The organism is Flavonifractor plautii ATCC 29863 (genome assembly GCF_000239295.1).
GTDB lineage: Bacteria > Bacillota > Clostridia > Oscillospirales > Oscillospiraceae > Flavonifractor > Flavonifractor plautii.
This window is the reverse complement of the sequence record NZ_JH417848.1, coordinates 16425-37307: the sequence shown is the minus strand read 5'-3', so window position 1 is coordinate 37307 and position 20883 is coordinate 16425. Positions and strand designations below refer to the sequence as shown.

Below are 20883 nucleotides of genomic sequence, written 5' to 3'. Positions count from 1 at the left end.
GGACAGCATCAACGCGCAGATCTCCTACTATGACGGGGAGATCGCCCGGAAAGAGGCGGAGCGCAGGGAGGCGGAGGCCAAAGAGCAGGCCCAGTATGAGCGGTTCTGCGAGCGGGTGCGCGCCATGGAGGAGGGGACGGTGTCCTACTGGTCCATCCTCTTTAACGCCGAGGACTTCTCCGACCTGCTGGACCGTCTGGCCGATGTGGACGCGGTGATGGACTACGACAACCAGGTCATGGAGGAGCTGACCGCGGCCCGGCAGGAGCTGGAGCGGCTTCAGGCGGAGCTGGAGAGCGCCCGCGCGGAGGAGCAGGCGGCCAGGGAGCAGCAGGAGGCCAAGAGGGCGGAGCAGCAGGCCAAGGTGGCGCAGGCCCAGAAGCTGCTGGACCAGATCAACGCCGATGTGGCGGAGGTCAACCGGCAGTTGGACACAGAGAACGCGGAGTGGGCCGCCATCGGGGCGGACATCGCCCGGAAGCAGAAGGAGCTGGAGGAGCAGCGGAAGCAGAACAACGTCCAGCTCCCGCCTACCGGCGACGGCTGGCTGTGGCCCCTGCCTGCGTCCAATTTGAAGCTGACCTCGGCCTTCGGCTACCGGATGCACCCGGTGGATCACGTGCCAAACAGCCACACCGGCATTGACGTGGCCGCCTCCACCGGCGTCCCCATCTACGCGGCCAGGGGCGGACAGGTCATTATGTCGGAGTATGGCGCCGGCGCCAACTGGTCCTACGGCAACTTCGTGGTCATCGACCACGGGGACGGCACCACCACCCTCTACGCCCACATGTCCTCGCGGGCGGTGAGCGAGGGGCAGATGGTGTCCCAGGGGCAGACCATCGGCGCCGTGGGCGACACCGGCAATACGTCGGGCCCCCACCTCCACTATGAGGTGCGGCGGAACGGCCAGCGGACAGACCCCGAGGCATATTATCCCAATCTTCCCTTCATTCGGGCCTATAATTGGTAATGGAACGGACATAAAAGGAGCGGCAACGTGGCAAAGAAGCAGAGTCAGAAAAAGAGACCCCAGAAGCAGAAAATCGAGTGGCGCCGGGTGTTTGTGGCCGGGCTGGCCGTAGTGATGGCCCTCCTGCTGCTGCTGCCCATGATCAGTATGATCGCCGGCAGCGTGGGCGCGGTGACGCAGAGCGAGATCGACGCGCTGAAGGAGGAGCAGCGGGAGAGCCAGGTCAAGCAGCAGGAGTTGAAGAACCAGCTAGCCGACGTGAAGGAGGACCAGGCTGCCGCCCAGCAGAGGCGGCAGCTCCTGCAGCAGCAGTTGGAGGCAATCAATGCCGAGCTGGACAGCATCAACGCGCAGATCTCCTACTATGACCAGGAAATCGCCCAGAAAGAGGCGGAGCGCAAGGAGGCGGAGGCCAAAGAGCAGGCCCAGTATGAGCTGTTCTGCGAGCGGGTGCGCGCCATGGAGGAGGAGGGGACGGTATCCTATTGGTCCATCCTCTTTAACGCCGAGAACTTCTCCGACATGCTGGACCGCCTGGCGGACATTGACGCGGTGATGGACTACGACAACCAGGTCATGGAGGAGCTGACCGCGGCCCGGCAGGAGCTGGAGCGGCTTCAGGCGGAGCTGGAGAGCGCCCGCGCGGAGGAGCAGGCGGCCAGGGACCAGCAGGAGGCCAAGAAGGCGGAGCAGCAGGCCAAGGTGGCGGAGGCCCAGAAGCTGCTGGACCAGATCAATGCCGACGCGGCGGAGCTCAACCGCCAGCTGGACGACGAGATGGAGGGCGCGGCGGAGATCCAGGCGGAGATCGCCCGGAAGCAGAAGCAACTGGAGGAGGAGCGCCGGCAAAACAATGTCACCATCGACTCGGAGACCAACTACCTGTGGCCGCTGCCCGGCTACTACCGGCTGACCTCCCTGTTCGGCTACCGCATTCACCCCATCACCGGCAAGGCCCACAGCCATACCGGCATCGACATCCCCGCCCCCGGCGGCACCCCCATTCAGGCCTGCAAGAGCGGACAGGTGGTCACCTCCGCCTACCACTACTCCTACGGCAATTACGTGGTCATCGACCACGGCAACGGCAACTCCACCCTCTACGCCCACATGAGCTCCCGGGCAGTGAGCGAGGGGCAGATGGTGTCCCAGGGCCAGACCATCGGCTATGTGGGCACCACCGGCAGCTCCACGGGCAACCACCTGCACCTGGAGGTGCGGGACAACTACACCCGTGTGGACCCGGAGAGCAAGTTCCCCAGCCTGAGCCTGACCCACCCCTGGTAACGTCCGGGCGCGGCTGCGCCGTTTTGCTGCAACAAGTTCGCCCGCCGCGCGCGGGCATGGCCCAGAGGCGGGCGGAGGCATCGGCCTCCGCCCGCGCTGGTTTTTCTGGAAAGGATCTGATCCCGTGCGAAAGAAACGTTTTTCCCTGGCCCAGCTTCTGCTGGCCATTGCACTCACCGCCGCTGCCGTGCTGGGCTGCGGACTCCTGGCCGTCCGTGCCTGGATGGGGGAGGGTGGGCGTTCCCTGGTGGAGGGGCTGCGGCTGGTCAACACCCTCTTTGTGGGGGAATATGACGAGACAGAGGTGGTGGACGCCGCCCTGGAGGGCATGGTGTCCGGCCTGGGCGACCGCTGGAGCTACTACCTGACGGCTGATGAGCTGGAGGCCCAGAACCAGCGCCGCACCAACCAGTATGTGGGGGTTGGGATTACCGTCAACTACACACGGGAGGAGGGACTCTATATCCTCGGAGTGGAGGCCGGAGGCCCCGCCGAGGCGGCTGGGTTGGAAGCCGGGGAGGTCATCACCGCTGTGGACGGCGTCTCCCTGGCGGGAGAGGCCCGCTATGAGGGCGCGAATCTCATCCAGGGGGAGGCGGGCACCACCGTCACCCTGGAGGTGCTGGGGGAGGACGGGGCGGCCCGCACCGTGGAGGTGGAGCGGGCCGAGCTGAAGAACGACCCGGTGGAGAGCCGGATGCTGGAGGGAAAGGTGGGCTATGTGCGCCTGCTCAACTTCTACGACCACAGCGCCCAGCGGCTGGAGGAGGCCGTCACCCAGCTCCGGGAGCAGGGGGCGGAGGCGCTGGTCTTTGACATGCGGGACAACGGCGGCGGCTACCTGAGCCAGCTCACCGACATGCTGGACTTCCTGCTGCCCGAGGGCCCCATCTTCATCAGCCGCGACCGGGCGGGCCATGAGGAGATCACCAACTCCGACGCGGACTGTGTGGAACTGCCCATGGCGGTGCTGGTCAACGCCGACACCTACTCCGCCGCCGAGTTTTTCGCCGCCGAGCTCCAGGAGCAGGGCGCGGCGGTGATCGTGGGGGAGCCCACCAGCGGCAAGGGCTACTCCCAGCAGACCTTCCCTCTGCCCCACGGCGGCGCCGTGGCCATCTCCACCGGCGCTTACTTCACCGGAAGCGGCGCCTCCCTCATCGGCACCGGCCTGACCCTGGACGCGGAGGTATACAACACCGGAGCGGAGGATGCTCAACTGGCCGCCGTGCTGGAATTGCTGGAAATCCGGTAAAAAAGTCTTGACTGTAAACCCACTTGATACCCTACCGTGGAGACAAGGAGGCGAGCAGAATGACGATCGGTGAGCTGGAGACCAGCTTGGGCATGACCCGCGCCAACATTCGCTTTTAGGGAAGGGATAAAACCCCACCGGCTTCGCCGGTGGGGTTCAGTCTTTGGCAAAAGTCGTTAGATCCAACGTGAAAGGGAACCCGGATGGTTCATCTCCGGATCAGGAGCCGCAGCAAGCGGCGGTCGTGCTCCGAATCGCCCTGCGGGGCGGTTTTTCACACGATCCCTCCCTCCGAATGTTTAACAGGAGGGTTTATCGACAGTATCTTAATACGATTGCGGAGCGCTTTGCCCCTCTGCCGCCCGGCGGACAGGCGGCGTGGGGAGGCTGGGCTCTCTCTGCCCGGCCAGCAGAAAGCCGCTGGTCAGGGCGGTGAGGGGAGCCACAGTCACCAGACCGAAGGAACCCACGATGGTGTGTATGATTTCTGAGGCGACATACTTGTAGTTGAGAATGTTATAAAGGGGAGTGCCCTGGGCCATAAAGACCATGAGCAGGGCCACGTAGCCGCCGGAGTAGGCCAGCAGGAGGGTGGTTGTCATAGTGCCCATGGCCGCCCGCCCCACATTCATACTGGAGCGTACCGCCTCCCAGCGGGAGATATCAGGGCGCTTTTTCACTACCTCGTTGACCGCAGATGTGATATCCACCGCCAGATCCATCACCGCGCCGGAGGAGCCGATGAAGATCGCCGCCATAAAGATCTGGGTCAGGTTGAGATCCTGATATCCGGAGTAGAGCAGACTCTCCGAGTAGGACATAACGGCCCCGTGGATCTGAAACAGGTCGGTAAACACAATGCCCAGCACACATGTGACCAGTATCCCCAGGAACGCACCCGACACGGCGGCGGCGCACCGCCGCTCGAAGCCGTAGACCAGGGCGATGATCAGCAGGGTGAGGGCCAGAGTAACCGCCAGGCCGACCAGGATGGGGTTCCAGCCCTTGAGGTAGAGGGGCACCAGAACCTTCCACAGCATCAGCACCGTCAGCACGAAGGAGACGATGGCCCGCAGGCCGGTACGCCCGGCGAAGAGGATCAGGAACACGGCGAAGACGGCGGCCAGCAGAGCCTCCTTGCCGATGCGGTAGTGGTCGGTCATGGTGACGGAGAGAATCTCGTCCTCCTGGTAGCTGACCACCACCATGGCCTTGTCACCGGGGGCGAAGAGCTTGTCCTGCTCCAGGGAGCCGTTGAGCATGTTGATGCCGGTGGCGGTCCGTCCCTGAAACCGGCCGCCCAGCAGCTCCAGAGTGCAGCGCTGCTCACCGGAGCGGACGAGCCCGGTGTCCACGATGGTGGAGTCGTCCACCGCCAGCACCCGGGCCGCGCAGCGGTCGGCCTCCTGGTACTGGACGGCCCCTTCATACCCGGTGGGGAGGAGCAGCAGCAGGGCGGTCAGCGCCAGGCAGAGCACGACGGGGACGTAATAGCGGCGCTGGGCGGGGTCACGTAGAAAACGCATAGATGGATAAGTCCTTTCTGCGCCGAGGCGGATGAGGTCGGGAGACCCCATCCGCCTCGGCTGTATGGAAGTGGGAAAGCAGGGGTTAGGCTATGCCGAGCATGCCGGCCAGCTTGTGATAGATCTGAGTATTGTCGTAGTAGCCGTTGAACTGCCCGGCGTTAACACCGTGGGCCAGCACGGCCACGGGCAGGCCGGTGTGGCTGTAAGAGGTGAAGGAGATGCCGGACTTGTTGTTGATGATGTGGGTGAGGGTGACGCTCAGAGGCTCGTAGGTGCCGTAGAGCACATATTCCTCCTGCTCGTACTGGCTGGCAGCAGTGCCGTTGACGCTCTTCTCGTAGGCGGCGCGGAGCTGTTCCAGCTCGTAGTCGGTGAGCACCAGCTTATCGCCCTCCTCGCCCTGGGGCTTGAGGCCGAAGAGCGCCTCCACATCCTTCAGGACATCCTCAAAGGAGGTCTTGTCCTCCTTGTACCTGGACACGTAGTCGCTGTCGAACTTGGCGTAGGAGATCTTCTGGCTCTCCAGCAGATCCAGATAGGTGTCGTAGTCGGTGCCGGCAAAGCCGATGGTGAGGCCGCCGGTTTCGTGGTCGCCGGTGACCAGGATCAGGGTCTCATCGGCGTGCTCCTTGGCGAAGTCGATGGCCACCTGTACCGCATCGGCCAGGGCCTGCGTGTCGTGGATGGTGGAGGCGGCGTCGTTGGCGTGGCAGGCCCAGTCGATCTTGCCGCCCTCGCACATCATAAAGAAGCCGTCCTTGTCCTGGGAGAGCACCTCAATTCCCTTTTCCACGTAGTCGGCCAGGGCCCACATGTCGTCGGTGCGGTCGATCTCGTAGGCCATGGCGTCGCTGTCGGCCAGGTGCTCGTCGATGATTACCACCGGGCCGCCGGTGACCTGCTCGGCCTCAGCCTGGGTCTTGACCACATGATAGCCCGCCTTTTCCGCCAGGGCGTACAGATCGGCCTGATCTCCCTCGGCGCCGGTGGGCTTGAGCAGGCCGCCGCCGGCGAAGTACTCAAAGCCGGAGTCGATGAGCTCCAGGCCGATGTCGTAGTAGTCATTGCGGCTGGCCTGGTGGGCATAGAAGGCGGCAGGGGTGGCATGGTTGAGGTTGACGGAGGTAATGACGCCCACCGAATAGCCCTTCTGGGCGTGGAGCTGTTCGGCAATGGTTTCGTAGGAAATGGTGCCGGTTTCGTCCACGTTGATGGAGCCGGAGTAGGTCTTGTAGCCGGTGGAGATGGAGGTGGCGGTGGAGGCGGAGTCGGGGGCAAAGGAGTTGGAGTCATAAGTCACGGCGGAGCCGGCGGCCTCAAAGTTCATGAAGTTGAGGTACTCGGGACCGTCCAGAATGGCTCCGCCGTTGTCGTCCAGGCTGGGCTGGGCCTGCCGATAGTCGGCGTCGTTCAGCGCACCCAGGAAATCGGATGTGGACTGGATCTGGGGATAGCTCATGCCGTCGCCAATGAAGAGAAACACGTATTTGGGGGCTTTGACGGTGGAGCCGGTGGTGGAGAGGGACTGAACCTCGGCGGCAGGCGTGGGGGTGGGATCGGGCGCGGCGGCCGTGGGATTGCCGCAGGCAGCCAGGGCCGTGCCCAGCGTCAGGGCGGCCGTGGACAGGGCCAGGGGACGCTTCCAATTCATTCTGATTCCTCCAAAGTTATTTTGATGCGCTCGGTACGTTGCCATGATAGCGGATAGATTGGGGAGTGCGCTATCAGCGTGGTGTAAAACAAGCTAAACTCTTTGTAAGATATCGTAAAGGAAAGGTGAGGCGCGGGGGTTGACAAGCGGCGGAACCGGAGTGATAATCAGAGGGCGGAACGAAAAACACGGCCCGGTTGGTAGTCCGGGCGCGGTCCGGGGGAGCGTCCCGCCCCCGGGACCGTCAGTAACCTGCCTCCTTGGTTGTCCGCGCTCCGCGCAAGACCTATATTTAAGGAGGACAACTTCATATGGAATGCGGCTATGCGAGGCTGACGGTCTGGTTTGCCGACCCCTTCTGGGTGGGCGTGTATGAGCGGGAGGCGGAGGGGCGCCTGGAGGTGTGCCGCCATACCTTCGGCGCCGAGCCGAAGGACGGAGAGGTTTGGCAGTGGCTCCTGTCGGCGTGGCGGGGCCTGGACTTTAGTCCAGCGGTAGAGGCGCCCCGGCGTCCATCCGGTCGGGAGAATCCCAAGCGGGTCCGGCGGCAGGCGCGGAACCGTCCAGAGAAAACCGGCGTCGGCACGAAGGCCCAGCAGGCCCTCCAGCTCCAGTGGGAGGCGCGCAGGGCGGAACGGGCGCAGCGGCATCGCCAAAGGGACGCGGCGGAGGAGGAGCGCAGGTTCCGCCTCCGCCAGGAGAAAAAGAAGGAGAAGCGCCGGGGGCACTAACCCCCGGCGCTTCCTATATCCTCCGCCCTCATAAACCGGGCCCCGGCGCATATCCTGTTCCCGAGGTGATGGGGTTGGTGGGAATTGTGGCGCTGGAGGAGCGGCGGGGCCGCCGCCCGGTGGTGACGGAGGAGCGGGTGCTGGGCCTGCGCTGTCTGCGGGTGTCGGTGCCGGTCCGCCCCGGTCTGCGGGATGACAGGCGGAAGAGACGGGCGGAGCAGGGGGCGGCGGCCCTGTACCGCGCAGGAGTACGGCGGGCGCTGACGGCGGAGGATTTTCCCGACTGGCCCGCGCTGGAGGGACAGGGGCTGCGGAGTGTGGACCTGGAGCCCTTCTGCCAGGCTATCGCCGTCCCCCTGGCCCTGGCCGCGCTCCGGCGGGCGGGCATACTGCGGGTGCGGGCCACTGTGGCCCTGTCCGGCCCCCGGGTGAGCCGGCCGCTGTTTGCTGCGGCGGCGCGCCTGTGTCCCCAGGTGCGCCATCTGGTGGTGGATGTGCCCGGCGAGGGGGAGGAACTGGCGGCGTGGCTGCGGGAGGAGTATGGCGCGGCGGTGCTGCGGCCCGGCGGGGCGGCCCCCGACGTGACCCTGGCCTTCGGCCCGGGCGGGGAGGAGAGGGGAACGGTGCTCCGGCTGTACGGCCCCGTGCCCGGGCTGGCCGGCCTGCGCCCCATACTGGAGGAGGGGGGGCTGCCGCCGGACCTGGCCCCCCTTCCGCTGCTGTCCCTGTTGTGGGAGTGCGGCCGCCTGACAGAGGGACAGATCCGGATTCATGCCACATGATGGGAAATAATTGACTTGACAGAAGGTGGGAAACTACCTATAATATCGTATTAACGTGGCGTAATGTTTCTGTTGAGATTTCAGAAGAGGCCTGGTTGAGGCCTTTTGACCGATAAGGAAGAAGCAAAAAAGAAAGGTGTGCGCATACGGCAATGGCGAAAGAATTTAAGCTGAGCGCGGAGCGCTTGGAGGAGCTCAAGCAGGAGCTCAACTATCTGAAGACCGTCCGGGAGAAGGAGGTCGCCGACCAGATCAAGGAGGCCCGCTCCTTCGGCGACCTGTCCGAGAACAGTGAGTACGACGAGGCCAAGAACGAGCAGGGTAAGCTCTACTCCCGCATCGCGGAGGTGGAGAACATCCTGGCCAACTATGTGGTCATCGAGGAGCATGAGACCGACCCCAATTCCGTCCGCCTGGGCTCCAAGGTCAAGGTACTGGATCTGGAGTTCGAGGAGGAGGAGAGCTACCAGGTGGTGGGCTCCCAGGAGGCCGACCCCATGAACGGCCGTATCTCCGAGGACTCCCCCTTCGGCAAGGCCCTGCTGGGCAACGCAGTGGGTGACGAGGTTCAGGTGGAGGCCCCCGCCGGCGTACTGAGGTACCGTATTTTAGAGATTCAAAAGTAAGGAGCAGAGTCATGAGCACAGAAGAGAGAAGCGTCAACCAGCCCGAGGAGCAGCCGTCCCTGTCCGAACAGCGCCTGATCCGCCGCGCCAAGCTCAAGGAGCTGCAGGACGCGGGCCAGGACCCCTTCCAGATCACCAAATTTGTGGTGAAGCACCACTCCGCCGACATTAAGGAGGGCTTTGAGGCCCTGGAGGGCGCTATGACCTCCGTGGCCGGCCGCATCATGTCCAAGCGGGGCATGGGCAAGGCCGTGTTCTGCGATCTGCAGGACGGCAAGGGCCGCATCCAGCTCTACGTCCGCGTGGACGAGCTGGGCGAGGAGGCCTTCGCCAAGTTCAAAAAGACCGACATCGGCGACATCGTGGGCGTGGAAGGCGAGGTCTTTAAGACCAAGCGGGGCGAGATCTCCGTCAAGGCCCACAAGGTGACGCTTCTCTCCAAGTCCCTCCAGCCTCTGCCCGAGAAATTCCACGGCCTGACCGACAAGGAGATGCGCTACCGCCAGCGCTATGTGGATCTGATCATGAACGAGGACGTGCGCCGTGCCTTCCGTATCCGCACCGCCTTCATCAAGCATATGCGCCGGTATCTGGACGAGCGGGACTACCTGGAGGTGGAGACCCCTGTCCTCAACACCATCTCCGGCGGCGCCACCGCCCGGCCCTTCATCACCCACCACAACACCCTGGACATCGACATGTATATGCGCATCGCCACCGAGCTGAACCTGAAGCGGCTCACTGTGGGCGGCTTTGAGCGGGTGTATGAGATCGGCCGCATCTTCCGCAACGAGGGCATGGATCCCAAGCACAACCCGGAGTTCACCACCATCGAGCTCTATGAGGCCTATGCCGACTTCCACGACATGATGGACATTGCCGAGGGGGTTCTCTCCACCGCTGCCAAGGAGATCCTGGGCTCCTATCGTGTGACTTGGCTGGGCAACGAGATTGACCTGACTCCCGGCTGGAAGCGCATGACCATGATCGATGCCGTCCGGGAGTATGTGGGTGTGGACTTTGAGGCCATCTCCGACGACGAGGAGGCCTGCAAGGCCGCCGAGGCCAAGGGCATCGATCTGGAGGGCTGCGAGCGCACCTGGGGCACCGCCCTGTACGAGGCCTTTGACCAGCGGGTGGAGGAGAAGCTGATCCAGCCCACCTTCATCACCATGTATCCGGTGGAGGTGTCCCCGCTGACCAAGCGCTCCCCCAAGGATCCCCGCCTCACCGAGCGCTTCGAGCTGTTTATCAACCACTGTGAGTTTGCCAACGCCTTCTCCGAGCTCAACGATCCCATTGACCAGCGCGGCCGCTTCGAGCACGAGCTGGCCCTGCGTGAGATGGGCAACGACGAGGCCGGCATGATGGACGAGGATTTCATCAACGCCCTGGAGTACGGCCTGCCCCCCACGGGCGGCATGGGTATCGGCATCGACCGCTGCGTGATGCTGCTCACCGACTCCGACTCCATCCGCGACGTGATCCTCTTCCCCACCATGAAGCCCCTGGACAAGCCTGAGTCCGCCAAGCGCGCCGCGGCTGGAACCAACTGCGCTGTCCCCGCCGCCGAGCAGGGCCCGGTGGACTTCTCCAAGGTGGAGATTGAGCCCCTGTTCCAGGAGTTCGTGGACTTCGAGACCTTTGCCAAGTCTGACTTCCGGGCCGTGAAGGTCAAGGAGTGCACCGCCGTGCCCAAGAGCAAGAAGCTGCTGAAGTTTGTTCTGGATGACGGTACCGGCGAGGATCGTGTGATCCTGAGCGGCATCCACGACACCTATGAGCCGGAGGAGCTGGTGGGCAAGACCCTCATCGCCATTACCAACCTGCCGCCCCGCAAGATGATGGGCATCGACTCCTGCGGCATGATCATCTCCGCGGTACACCACGAGGAGGGCGTGGAGAAGCTCCACTGCCTGATGGTGGACGACCACATTCCGGCGGGCGCCAAGCTGTATTGAGCCGGTCTGTCCTGGGAAGCGGGAGCAAGTGCAAGGGGGTATGAGGAGAGCCATGGAGAAGCGCCTGGGAAGTGAATATCTGCGTGCTGACCGGGCGTTTCATACCCCCGCTGCTCCCATCCCCGGCTGGAATTCGCCGGACTGAATGAGCATGCCGAAGGGAATCCTTCCTTCGGCATGCTTTTCTGCGTCAAAATCGTTTCCATCCCACCCTTAAGGAGGCCAAGGCTTTGATCAAGAAATGCGCGCTCTGGCTGCGGGACAGCTTTATCCGCAACCGGAGCCTCAACGCCACCCGGATCGTGGCGGGCTCCTTCGCGGCGATTATTCTGATCGGGGCGCTGCTGCTGACCCTGCCCATCGCCTCCCGGGACGGACAGAGCGCCGGGTTCTTCACCGGACTGTTCACCGCCACCTCCTCCACCTGCGTCACCGGCCTGATCCTGGTGGACACGTGGACCCAGTGGACGCTGTTCGGTCAGGCGGTCATCCTGACCATGATCCAGTTGGGCGGTCTGGGCTTCATGACGGTCATCACCCTCGTCTCCTTCGCCCTCCACCGGCGTATTGGCCTGTCGGAGCGGCTTATCATGGTGTCCACCCTCAACCTCAACGACATGGACGGGGTGGTGCGGGTGGTGCGCCACGCCCTCATCGGCACCTTCGCCATGGAGACGGCGGGGGCGGTGCTCATGTCGGTGTGCCTCATCCCGGAGTTCGGCTTCCTCAAGGGCACTTGGCACGCCGTGTTCCACGCAGTCTCCTCCTTCTGCAACGCGGGCTTTGATCTGCTGGGAGGGCGCTTCGGTGCCTTCAGCAGCCTGGCCGGCTACAACGACAACCCCCTGATGCTGGGCACCACCGCCGCCCTCATCGTAGTGGGCGGCCTGGGCTTCTTCGTGTGGGAGGACATTGTGGACAAGCGGTGCTGGAGCAGGCTGTCGGTCTACAGCAAGATGGTGCTCCTCATCACCGCTGTGCTGATCGTGGGGGGCGCCCTGTTCTTCCTGATGGAGGAGTTTGACAACCCCGCCACCCTGGGGGACATGCCCCTCTGGCAGAAGGGACTCAACGCCCTGTTCCAGTCCGTCACCCTGCGCACCGCCGGCTTCGACTCCATCGGCCAGGGCGGCCTCAGCGACACCAGCAAGGCCATGTCCTGCGTGCTGATGCTCATCGGCGGCTCCTCCGGCTCTACCGCCGGCGGCATCAAGACCGCCACGGTGGGCGTGCTGCTGCTGGCCCTGCGCTCCGGCCTCATGGGCCGGGAGCAGGTCACCTTCCGCGGCCGGGCGATCCACTACCGCCGGGTGCTCAATGCCATGACCCTGGCGCTGGTGGTGCTGTTTGTCTTTGTGTTCAGCTCCATGGTGGTGTCCACGGTGGAGGATCTGCCCTACCTGGACAGCGCCTTCGAGGTGGCCTCCGCCATGGGCACGGTGGGCCTGACCACCGGGATCACCCCCACCCTCACCCCCTTCTCCCAGGGGCTGCTGATCCTGCTGATGTATATGGGCCGTGTGGGCATCCTGTCCTTCTCCATCGCCTTTATCACCGGAAACAGGCATCCGGCCAAGATCAAATACCCTGAGATGAACGTCATGATCGGCTGAAGCGCCGCATCAGGAGAAAAGGAAGTGTTTTCCACGTTATGAAAACCTTTGTTGTCATCGGCCTGGGCCGGTTTGGCAGCGCCGTGGCCACGGAGCTCAGCTCCCTGGGCCATGAGGTGCTGGCAGTGGACGAGCGGGAGGATCACGTGCAGAGGGTGGCCGAAAAGGTCACCCACGCCGTCACCGGCGACGCCAGGGACCCCTCGGTTCTGCGGGCCCTGGGCGTGCGCAACTACGACTGCGCCGTGGTGGCGGTGGGAGACGATATCGGAAACTCCGCCCTTATCACGCTTAATCTGAAGGAGATTGGGGTCAAGCGGGTCATCTGCAAGGCCCAGAGCCACGTCCACCGCAAGGTGCTGGAGAAGATCGGGGCGGACCGGGTGGTATTCCCCGAGCACGAGATGGGGGTCAAGCTGGCCCAGGGGCTCTCCAGCTCCAACGTGCTCAACTTCATTGAGCTGAGCGAGGATTTCGGCATCGTGGAGACCGCCGTGCCCAAGGAGTGGCACTACGAAACGATTCAAAATCTGGATGTGCGGGCCCGTTACAAGGTCAACATCATCGCCGTGCGCAGGGGCAAGGACGGGGCGCTGAACGTGGCCCCCGGCGCCAGCTATGTTATTGAGCCGGGCGATGCGGTGGTGGCCCTGGGCCGCACGGAGGACATCAACCATCTCCAGGACTTGTAAGGAGGACCGCCATGGAGCGCATCACCAGCCGGCAAAATCCGCTGATCACCCGCCTGCGCAGGCTGGGGGCGGAGAAAAAGACCCGCCGGGCCCAGGGGGTATTCCTCTGCGAAGGGACCAAGCTGGTGGGGGAGGCCCTGCGCTGGGGGCCGCCGCCGGAGCTGCTGGCGGTGGCGGAGGGAACCGCCCCCCCGGCGGAGCTGCCCGCCGGGGTGCGGGTGGTGGAGGTGCCGGAGGCGCTGCTGCGGGCGGTGTCCACCGTGGAGACACCCCAGGGCATGCTGGCCGTGTGCCGGACGCCGGACACCGCTCCGCCGGAGACGCTGCCGGAGGGCCGCCTGCTGGTGCTGGACGGGGTGCAGGACCCCGGCAACGTGGGCACCGTCTGGCGCACCGCCGACGCCTTCGGGGCGGCGGGGCTGTTCCTGCTGCCCGGCTGCGCCGAGCCCTTTGCCCCCAAGACGGTGCGCGCCACCATGGGGGCCTGCTTCCGCCTGCCGGTGTGGGAGGGGACGCTGGAGGATCTGACCGGCCGGCTGGCCCGGTCGGCCGTCCCCCTGTACGCCGCCGCCCTGCGGGACGACACGGAGGACATCCGCTCCGTTCCCCTGGGCAGCGCCGCCGTGGTCATCGGCAGCGAGGGGCGGGGGGTGTCCCAGCCGGTGCTGGACGCCTGCCGGGCGACTTTGAAAATCCCCATGCGGGACCGCTGCGAGTCCCTCAACGCCGCCGTGGCGGCGTCTGTGGTGCTCTGGGAGGGCTGGCGCTGAGCCAGGCCGCCCCAGCGGACGGCCCCACTCCGGTGGGACCGCGCGCTGGCGCGGCACAGAACAAGACAACAGCCGGAAGGAGGCAATCCCGTGGCTGCGTTAACCTATCTGCTGTGGCTCACTACCCGGGAGGGCCTCCGGCCCGAGACGGCCGCGGCGCTGGTGCGCCGGTTCGGCACCGCGGAGGCGGCCTACTTCGCCGACCCCGGGGAGTACGAACTGCTTCCGTTGAGTGAAAGGCTTTGCCGCTCCCTGGCGGACAAATCCCTGGAGCGGGCGGAGCGCATCCTGGGCGACTGCGACCGGCTGGGACTCACCCTGCTGACCTACCAGGACGCGGCCTATCCGGAGCGCCTGCTCCAGCTCCACGACTTTCCCCTGGTGCTCTATGTGAAGGGGCGGCTCTTCCGCTTTGACGAGGAGCTGGCCGTCGCCATCGTGGGCGCCCGGGAGTGTACCCCCTACGGCGTGGCCATGGCGGGGCGGCTGGGCCTGGAGCTGGCCCGGTCGGGGGCGCTGGTGCTCTCCGGCCTGGCACAGGGCATCGACGCGGCCGCCCTCAAGGGGGCCCTCCAGGGCGGCGGCCCGGCGGTGTCGGTGCTGGCCGGCGGGGTGGACGTGGTCTACCCCCGGCGCAACCAGGGACTCTACGAGGATGTGGCCGCCGCGGGGGCCATCCTGTCGGAGAACCCGCCCGGCACCCCGCCAGAGGGGTGGCGCTTCCCCATCCGCAACCGCATCCTCAGCGGCCTGTCCGCGGGCGTGGCGGCGGTGGAGGCCGCCGAGCACAGCGGCACGCTGATCACCGCCCGGCTGGCCCTGGACCAGAACCGGGAGGTGTTCGCCGTCCCCGGTCCGGCGGACGCGCCCATGAGCGCGGGCACCAACGGCCTGATTGCACGGGGCGAGGCCAAGCTGATCCGCTCGGCCCAGGATATTCTGGTGGAATATGTGACACGCTTTCCCCATAAGGTGCGGCAGGCACCTCCGCTGTCCCAGGAGGGGGCGGAGGCGCGGCTGGAGGCGGCGGCCGAGCCGGCGCCGGAGCCGGTGCCCCGTCCGGCGGAGAGGAATCCCCTCCCTCTGCGCCCCCGGAGTGAGCTGGAGGCCATGGGGGACGAACAGCGGGCCATCTTCGCCCTGCTGAGCGGCCGCGCCCGGGTGCCCGACGAGATCGTGGGCCGCACCGAGATTCCCGCCCGGCGGGTGAACACTGCCCTGACCCTGCTGCAGGCTCAGGGCTATCTGAATGAGCTTCCCGGCAAGCGGTTTACCGCTGCCGTCCGCTTTGACGACTAAGTATGTAAGGAGTACTATGCTGTGGCAAAATCGAATTTGGTGATCGTCGAGTCTCCGGCGAAGGCCAAGACCATCGGCAAATATCTGGGCCCGGGCTATGAGGTGAAGGCCTCCATGGGCCACGTGCGCGACCTGCCCAAGAGCAAGCTGGGCGTGGACGTGGAGCACGGCTTTGAACTGAACTACCAGCCCATCAAGGGCAAGGAAGAGGTCATTGACGAGCTGAAAAAATCCGCCAAGAAGAGCGAGAAAGTGTTCCTCGCCACCGACCCCGACCGGGAGGGCGAGGCCATCTCCTGGCACCTGAAGGAGATGCTGGGCATCCCGGACGACAAGACCTACCGGGTGACCTTCAACGAGATCACCAAGAAGGTGGTCAACGACTCCATCGCCCACCCCCGGGCCATCGATATGGATCTGGTGAACGCCCAGCAGGCGCGCCGGGTGCTGGACCGCATCGTGGGCTATCAGATCTCCCCCCTGCTGTGGAAGAAGATCCGCCGGGGCCTGTCCGCCGGGCGGGTGCAGTCGGTGGCCACCCGGCTGGTGTGCGAGCGGGAGGCCGACATCAAGGCCTTCGTCCCCCAGGAGTACTGGTCCCTGGACGCTGATCTCTCCCGCATCGCCCCCAACCTGGGGCAGTTCAAGGCCAGCTTCTACGGCCGGGAGAAGAAGGTGGAGCTGAACAGCGAGGCGGAGGTCAACGCCGTCATGGAGGCGGTGAAGAACGCCCCCTTCGCCGTCACCGGCGTCAAGCGGCAGGACAAGCAGCGCAACCCCGCGCCCCCCTTCATCACCTCCACCCTCCAGCAGGAGGCCAGCCGCAAGCTCAACATGACGCCCCGGCGGACCATGTCCATCGCCCAGCAGCTCTATGAGGGCGTGGACATCGAGGGGGAGGGCACCGTGGGTCTCATCACCTATATGCGTACCGACTCCCTCCGCCTGTCCGACGAGGCCACCGCCGCCGCGAAGGACTTCATCCTCGCCCGCTACGGCGCGGACTACTACCCCGGCAAGGCCCGGGTCTACAAGACCAAATCCGGCGCCCAGGACGCCCACGAGGCCATCCGGCCCTCCAACGTGAACCTGACCCCGGAGGACATCAAGAAGTCCCTCACCGCCGAGCAGTATAAGCTCTACAAGCTCATCTGGAGCCGCTTCCTGGCCTGCCAGATGGCCTCCGCCGTGTACGACAGCGTGTCCATCGAGGTGACCTCCGCGGGATACACCTTCCGGGCCACCCACTCGGCCCTCAAGTTCTCCGGCTACACCGCCGTGTACGTGGAGGGGAAGGACGAGGAGGAGGAGGCGTTCCAGTCCCCCCTGCCCGATCTGAAGGAGGGGGAGGCCCTGAAGCTGGAGGCCCTCAAGCCCGACCAGCACTTCACCCAGCCCCCCAGCCGCTACACCGAGGCCACGCTGATCAAGGCCCTGGAGGAGAAGGGCATCGGCCGCCCCTCCACCTACGCCCCCACCATCTCCACCATCCTGGACCGGGAGTACGTGGTGAAGGAGGGCAGGAACCTCCGCCCCACTCCCCTGGGGGAGGTGGTCACCGGCCTGATGAAGGACAAATTCACCGACATCGTGGATACCACCTTCACCGCCACCATGGAGGAGCGGCTGGACGAGGTGGAGACCGGCAAGGTGGACTGGAAAAGCCTGCTGGGCGACTTCTACGGCGACTTTGAGCAGGAGCTCCAGAAGGCCGAGGCGGATCTGGACGGCGAGCGCATCAAGGTGCCCGACGAGGTGTCCGACGTGATCTGCCCCAAGTGCGGGCGCAATCTGGTGTATAAGTCCGGCCGGTTCGGCCGCTTCCTGGCCTGCCCCGGCTGGCCGGAGTGCGACCACACCCAGCCCATCGTCATCGAGATGCCCGGCAAGTGCCCCAAGTGCGGCGGCAAGATCCTCAAAAAGACCTCCAAGCGGGGATACGCCTACTACGGCTGCGAGAACAACTCCAACAAGGACGAGGCCAAGCGGTGCGACTTCATGACCTGGGACGTGCCGGTGAAGGAGACCTGCCCCGAGTGCGGTCACACCCTGTTCAAGAAGTCGGGCCGGGGGTTCAAGAAGCCCTTCTGCATCAACCCGGAGTGCCCCAACTTCCTACCCGAGGATCAGCGGGGCTACAAGAAAAAGGCCGCCTCCGCGGAGAGCCCGGCAGAGGGCGCCCCTCCCGAGGAGGAGAAGAAGCCCGCCCAAAAGGCGGCGGCCAAAAAGACCGCCGCCAAAAAGCCGGCCGCGAAGACGGCGGCCGCCAAGAAAACCGCCGCTCCCAAGAAGACGGCGGCAAAGAAACCGACGGCGAAAAAAGCCGCGGCCAAGACCAAAAGCGAGGCCTGAGGCCCGCTTCCACCGGTGGAAGCCGTCAGGGATTCCCCCTGACGGCAGACTCAGTTGAAATACCGGAGGAATGAGATCATGGAAACCCAAGAGAGAAAGCTGCGCACCAACCTGGACACCGACCTGCTCAAGCTGGTCGCCATTGCCGCCATGCTGCTGGATCACATTGGCGGGGCCTTCTTCCCGGAGACGCCCATATTCCGGTGGATCGGCCGGCTGGCCTTCCCCCTGTTCTGCTACTGTATGACGGTGGGCCTGCTCTACACCCACGACATCAGGCGCTACCTGGGGCGGCTGGCGATTTTCGCCGTGGTGTCCCAGCCCTTCTGGATTCTCGCCTTCAACGCCGACGACATCCTGGGCAACCTGACCAACTGGAACATCTTCTTCACCCTCTTCCTCAGCCTGCTGGCCATGTGGGGGCTGACCACCCGGCGCTGGTGGCTCTTTGTGCTGGGGGTTCTGGTGCTGGCCTTCGGAAGCTTTGACTACAACTACAACGGCGTCATTCTGATGCTGATCTTTTACTTCTGCCGGAACAAACCCGCCCTGCTGGCGGGGCTGTACATCCTGTTCTGGCTTCCCGCCCTGTGGGGCGGCTCCCTGGAGGATCCCCTGGCCCTGGTGGTGGGCGGCCACGCCGTCAACTGGACGATCTTCGCCCTGCTGGCCCTGCCGCTGATCCTCTGCCGCACCCACTCCGGCCTCCGGATTCCCAAGTGGTTCTTTTACGCCTTCTATCCCGCCCATCTGGCGGTCATCGCCCTGGTGGGGGGGTGTATGGGCGTGTAACCGGAAAAGGAGCGTGTTGGCATGAAGATTCTGCTGCTCAACGGAAGTCCCCGGCCCAAGGGCAACACCGCCGCCGCCCTGGACGAGATGGAGGCCGTGTTTGCCGCCGAGGGCCTGGAGACCGAGCGGGTGCAGGTGGGAAACCGGGTTATCCGGGGGTGTATCGCCTGCGGCAAGTGCGCCGAGCTGGGCCGGTGCGTGTTCGACGATCTGGTGAACGAGCTGGCCCCCAAGCTGGAGGCCTGCGACGGGCTGGTGGTGGGCAGCCCGGTGTACTACGCCTCGGCCAACGCCACCCTGGTGGCCCTGCTGACCCGGCTGTTTTACTCCACCTCCTTTGACAAGACCATGAAGGTGGGGGCCGCCGTGGCGGCGGCCCGGCGGGGCGGCCTGTCCTCCACCTTTGACGAGCTGAACAAATTCTTTACCATCAGCGGCATGCCGGTGGCCTCCAGCCAGTACTGGAACAGCATCCACGGCCGCCTGCCCGGCGAGGCCGCCCAGGACGCCGAGGGCCTCCAGACCATGCGCACCCTGGCCCGGAACATGGCCTTCCTGGTCAAGAGCATCGCCTTGGGCCGGGAGAAATACGGCCTGCCGGAGCGGGAGGAGCCTCTGCGCACCCACTTCATCCGCTGAGTCCCACACAAGGAGGAACCCATGGAACCAGTTATTGTAATCGGCGCAGGCCTGGCGGGCTCGGAGGCCGCGTGGCAGCTTGCCCAGCGGGGCGTCCCCGTCACCCTGCGGGAGATGAAGCCCTCCAAAATGACCCCCGCCCACCATACCGAGTGGTTTGGGGAGCTGGTGTGCTCCAACTCCCTGCGCTCGGATCAGTTGGAGAACGCGGTGGGCCTGCTCAAGGAGGAGCTGCGCCGCATGGACTCCCTGATCCTGACCTGCGCCGACGCCCACCGGGTGGAGGCGGGGGGCGCCCTGGCGGTGGACCGCCACGGGTTCGCCCATGCGGTGACGGAGAAGCTTCGCTCCCACCCCCTCATCACCGTGGAGGAGGGGGAGGTCACCCAAATCCCGGAGTTGGGGAACGTGATCGTGGCCTCCGGCCCCCTGACCTCCGACCCGCTGGCGGAGGCCATCCGGGCCTTCTTCCCTGAGAGCCGCACCCTCAATTTCTACGACGCGGCGGCCCCCCTGGTCACCTTCGAGAGCGTGGACATGGAGAACGCCTTCTTCGCCTCCCGCTACGACAGGGGGACCCCGGACTACATCAACTGCCCCATGACGGAGGAGGAGTACGACGCCTTCTGGGCCGAGCTGTGCGCCGCCCAGGAGGCGGAGGTTCACGGCTTTGAGGACAAGCATGTGTTCGAGGGCTGTATGCCCGTGGAGGTCATGGCCCGCCGGGGGAAGCAGACCCTGTGCTACGGCCCCCTCAAGCCCCGTGGCCTGAACGATCCCAAGACCGGAAAGGAGCCCTTCGCCGTGGTGCAGCTCCGCCGGGACAACGCCGACGGCACCATCTACAACCTGGTGGGCTTCCAGACCCACCTGAAATGGCCGGAGCAGAGGCGGGTGTTCTCCATGATCCCCGCCCTCAGGAACGCCGAGTTCGTGCGCTACGGCGTCATGCACCGCAACACCTATCTGGACTCCCCCCGGCTGTTGGACCGCTATTACCGGGTGAAGAAGGAGCCCCGCGTCTGCTTCGCCGGGCAGATCACCGGCGTGGAGGGGTACGTGGAGTCCACCGCCTCCGGCTTCCTGGTCGCCGTGGAGCTGGCCCGGCGGCTGGAGGGGAGGCCCCCCGTGGACTTCCCCCAGGAGACCGCCGTCGGCGCCCTGGCGCGCTATGTCAGCAACGAGAGCGTCACCGACTTCCAGCCCATGAACGTCAACTTCGGCATCATCCCGCCCCTGGGCTACCGCGTCAAAGGCAAGCGGAATAAAAATGCCGAGCTGTCCAAGCGGGCCTTGGAGCTTCTGGACGGGCTGGACTGGCGGTAGGGGCGGCCACAAAGGCCGCCCCTACAGGAGCACCGGGCGGCCCCAACACGTAGGGGCGACCCTTGTGGTCGCCCGCCCTGCCGGGCGCACGTCCGTAGGGGCGGATGCCCACATCCGCCCGCTACCGCGGGGTTCCCGCACCGACACCCTGGGGATCGGACAGAACGGGCGGCCATAAAGGCCGCCCCTACAGGAACGCTGGGCGGCCCAAACGCATGGGGGCGCCTCTTGTGGACGTCCGCCCCGCCGCGCACGCCCGTAGGGGCAGATGCCCACATCCGCCCGCAGCTCAAGGCAGAAGTTCCATGAGGAGACGCCCGGCCAGACGGAAGCCGTGCCGGAAGCAGGCCAGCCGCTCATAATCGGACATTTCGCCCTCCAGATCGTTGAGACGGTCGAGAAAATCCAGCCCGAGGGAGGCGCGGATCTGGTCGTGGCAGGCGCTGATGCGCTCCAGCCGCTCTTGATAGCCGGGGGCCTGACGGAAATCCAAGTGCCTGTTACCCAGCTCATGTTCTAAGAGCTGCTGTAGGAAGTCATTCATTTTATCAACACCCCACTAATAGTGTGGATTTAGTATACACGCTATTAGTGGGAAATGTCAA

General features: G+C 65.1%; 18 protein-coding genes. 15 read left to right on the top strand and 3 right to left on the bottom strand.

Annotation, left to right across the window (positions count from 1 at the left end):
• The 3 genes from HMPREF0372_RS17335 to HMPREF0372_RS17325 form a co-directional block, all read left to right on the top strand.
• The coding region (locus HMPREF0372_RS17335; RefSeq protein WP_007495363.1) for a murein hydrolase activator EnvC family protein at positions 1 to 973 on the top strand (973 nt) is incomplete at its 5' end.
• Between the two features lie 27 nt (positions 974 to 1000).
• The gene (locus HMPREF0372_RS17330) at positions 1001 to 2260 is read left to right on the top strand and encodes a murein hydrolase activator EnvC family protein (protein ID WP_007495361.1); all 1260 of its coding nucleotides are present in this window, start codon (positions 1001 to 1003) and stop codon (positions 2258 to 2260) included.
• A 124-nt stretch (positions 2261 to 2384) separates the two neighbouring features.
• A complete protein-coding gene (locus tag HMPREF0372_RS17325; protein ID WP_007495359.1) occupies positions 2385 to 3515 on the top strand; it encodes a S41 family peptidase in 1131 nt (376 codons plus the stop codon).
• A 326-nt stretch (positions 3516 to 3841) separates the two neighbouring features.
• Here HMPREF0372_RS17325 and HMPREF0372_RS17320 read toward each other — a convergent pair whose 3' ends face one another.
• Together HMPREF0372_RS17320 and HMPREF0372_RS17315 are read right to left on the bottom strand one after the other, a co-directional pair.
• On the bottom strand, positions 3842 to 5041 hold the full coding sequence (locus HMPREF0372_RS17320) for a YibE/F family protein (protein ID WP_050810512.1): 1200 nt from the start codon (positions 5039 to 5041) through the stop codon (positions 3842 to 3844).
• Between the two features lie 85 nt (positions 5042 to 5126).
• Positions 5127 to 6695 (bottom strand): alkaline phosphatase, encoded by a 1569-nt coding sequence (locus tag HMPREF0372_RS17315; protein ID WP_007495355.1) that lies wholly within the window; start codon positions 6693 to 6695, stop codon positions 5127 to 5129.
• 311 nt (positions 6696 to 7006) lie between these two features.
• Here HMPREF0372_RS17315 and HMPREF0372_RS17310 point away from each other — a divergent pair, with 311 nt between their 5' ends.
• The 12 genes from HMPREF0372_RS17310 to trmFO all read left to right on the top strand — a co-directional run bounded on the left by HMPREF0372_RS17310 (position 7007) and on the right by trmFO (position 20278).
• Positions 7007 to 7426 carry a YjdF family protein gene (locus HMPREF0372_RS17310; RefSeq protein WP_007495353.1) on the top strand — a complete coding sequence of 140 codons (420 nt, stop codon included), beginning with the start codon at positions 7007 to 7009 and terminating at the stop codon, positions 7424 to 7426.
• Between the two features lie 68 nt (positions 7427 to 7494).
• A complete protein-coding gene (locus HMPREF0372_RS17305; protein WP_007495351.1) occupies positions 7495 to 8208 on the top strand; it encodes a hypothetical protein in 714 nt (237 codons plus the stop codon).
• A 152-nt stretch (positions 8209 to 8360) separates the two neighbouring features.
• Positions 8361 to 8834, top strand: a complete 474-nt coding sequence (gene greA / locus HMPREF0372_RS17300; RefSeq protein ID WP_007495349.1) for a transcription elongation factor GreA — start codon at positions 8361 to 8363, stop codon at positions 8832 to 8834.
• 11 nt (positions 8835 to 8845) lie between these two features.
• Positions 8846 to 10795, top strand: coding sequence for a lysine--tRNA ligase (lysS, locus tag HMPREF0372_RS17295; RefSeq protein WP_007495347.1), 1950 nt, complete (start codon positions 8846 to 8848; stop codon positions 10793 to 10795).
• A 230-nt stretch (positions 10796 to 11025) separates the two neighbouring features.
• Positions 11026 to 12408: a TrkH family potassium uptake protein gene (locus HMPREF0372_RS17290; RefSeq protein ID WP_007495345.1), complete on the top strand. Its 1383-nt coding sequence runs from the start codon at positions 11026 to 11028 to the stop codon at positions 12406 to 12408.
• Between the two features lie 38 nt (positions 12409 to 12446).
• Entirely contained in the window at positions 12447 to 13100 is a 654-nt protein-coding gene (locus HMPREF0372_RS17285; protein WP_007495343.1) for a potassium channel family protein, read from the top strand.
• Between the two features lie 11 nt (positions 13101 to 13111).
• A complete protein-coding gene (locus HMPREF0372_RS17280) occupies positions 13112 to 13870 on the top strand; it encodes a TrmH family RNA methyltransferase (protein ID WP_007495341.1) in 759 nt (252 codons plus the stop codon).
• A 90-nt stretch (positions 13871 to 13960) separates the two neighbouring features.
• Positions 13961 to 15169, top strand: a complete 1209-nt coding sequence (dprA, locus tag HMPREF0372_RS17275) for a DNA-processing protein DprA (RefSeq protein WP_007495338.1) — start codon at positions 13961 to 13963, stop codon at positions 15167 to 15169.
• A 21-nt stretch (positions 15170 to 15190) separates the two neighbouring features.
• Positions 15191 to 17521 (top strand): type I DNA topoisomerase, encoded by a 2331-nt coding sequence (topA, locus tag HMPREF0372_RS17270; protein ID WP_039997963.1) that lies wholly within the window; start codon positions 15191 to 15193, stop codon positions 17519 to 17521.
• Between the two features lie 78 nt (positions 17522 to 17599).
• On the top strand, positions 17600 to 18313 hold the full coding sequence (locus HMPREF0372_RS17265) for a TraX family protein (RefSeq protein WP_007495334.1): 714 nt from the start codon (positions 17600 to 17602) through the stop codon (positions 18311 to 18313).
• Positions 18314 to 18334: 21 nt separating this feature from the next.
• Positions 18335 to 18952, top strand: a complete 618-nt coding sequence (locus HMPREF0372_RS17260) for a flavodoxin family protein (RefSeq protein ID WP_007495332.1) — start codon at positions 18335 to 18337, stop codon at positions 18950 to 18952.
• Between the two features lie 21 nt (positions 18953 to 18973).
• Positions 18974 to 20278, top strand: coding sequence for a methylenetetrahydrofolate--tRNA-(uracil(54)-C(5))-methyltransferase (FADH(2)-oxidizing) TrmFO (gene trmFO / locus HMPREF0372_RS17255; protein WP_007495330.1), 1305 nt, complete (start codon positions 18974 to 18976; stop codon positions 20276 to 20278).
• Positions 20279 to 20567: 289 nt separating this feature from the next.
• Here trmFO and HMPREF0372_RS17250 read toward each other — a convergent pair whose 3' ends face one another.
• Positions 20568 to 20822: a DUF6809 family protein gene (locus tag HMPREF0372_RS17250; RefSeq protein WP_007495328.1), complete on the bottom strand. Its 255-nt coding sequence runs from the start codon at positions 20820 to 20822 to the stop codon at positions 20568 to 20570.
• Between the last annotated feature and the right edge of the window lie 61 nt (positions 20823 to 20883).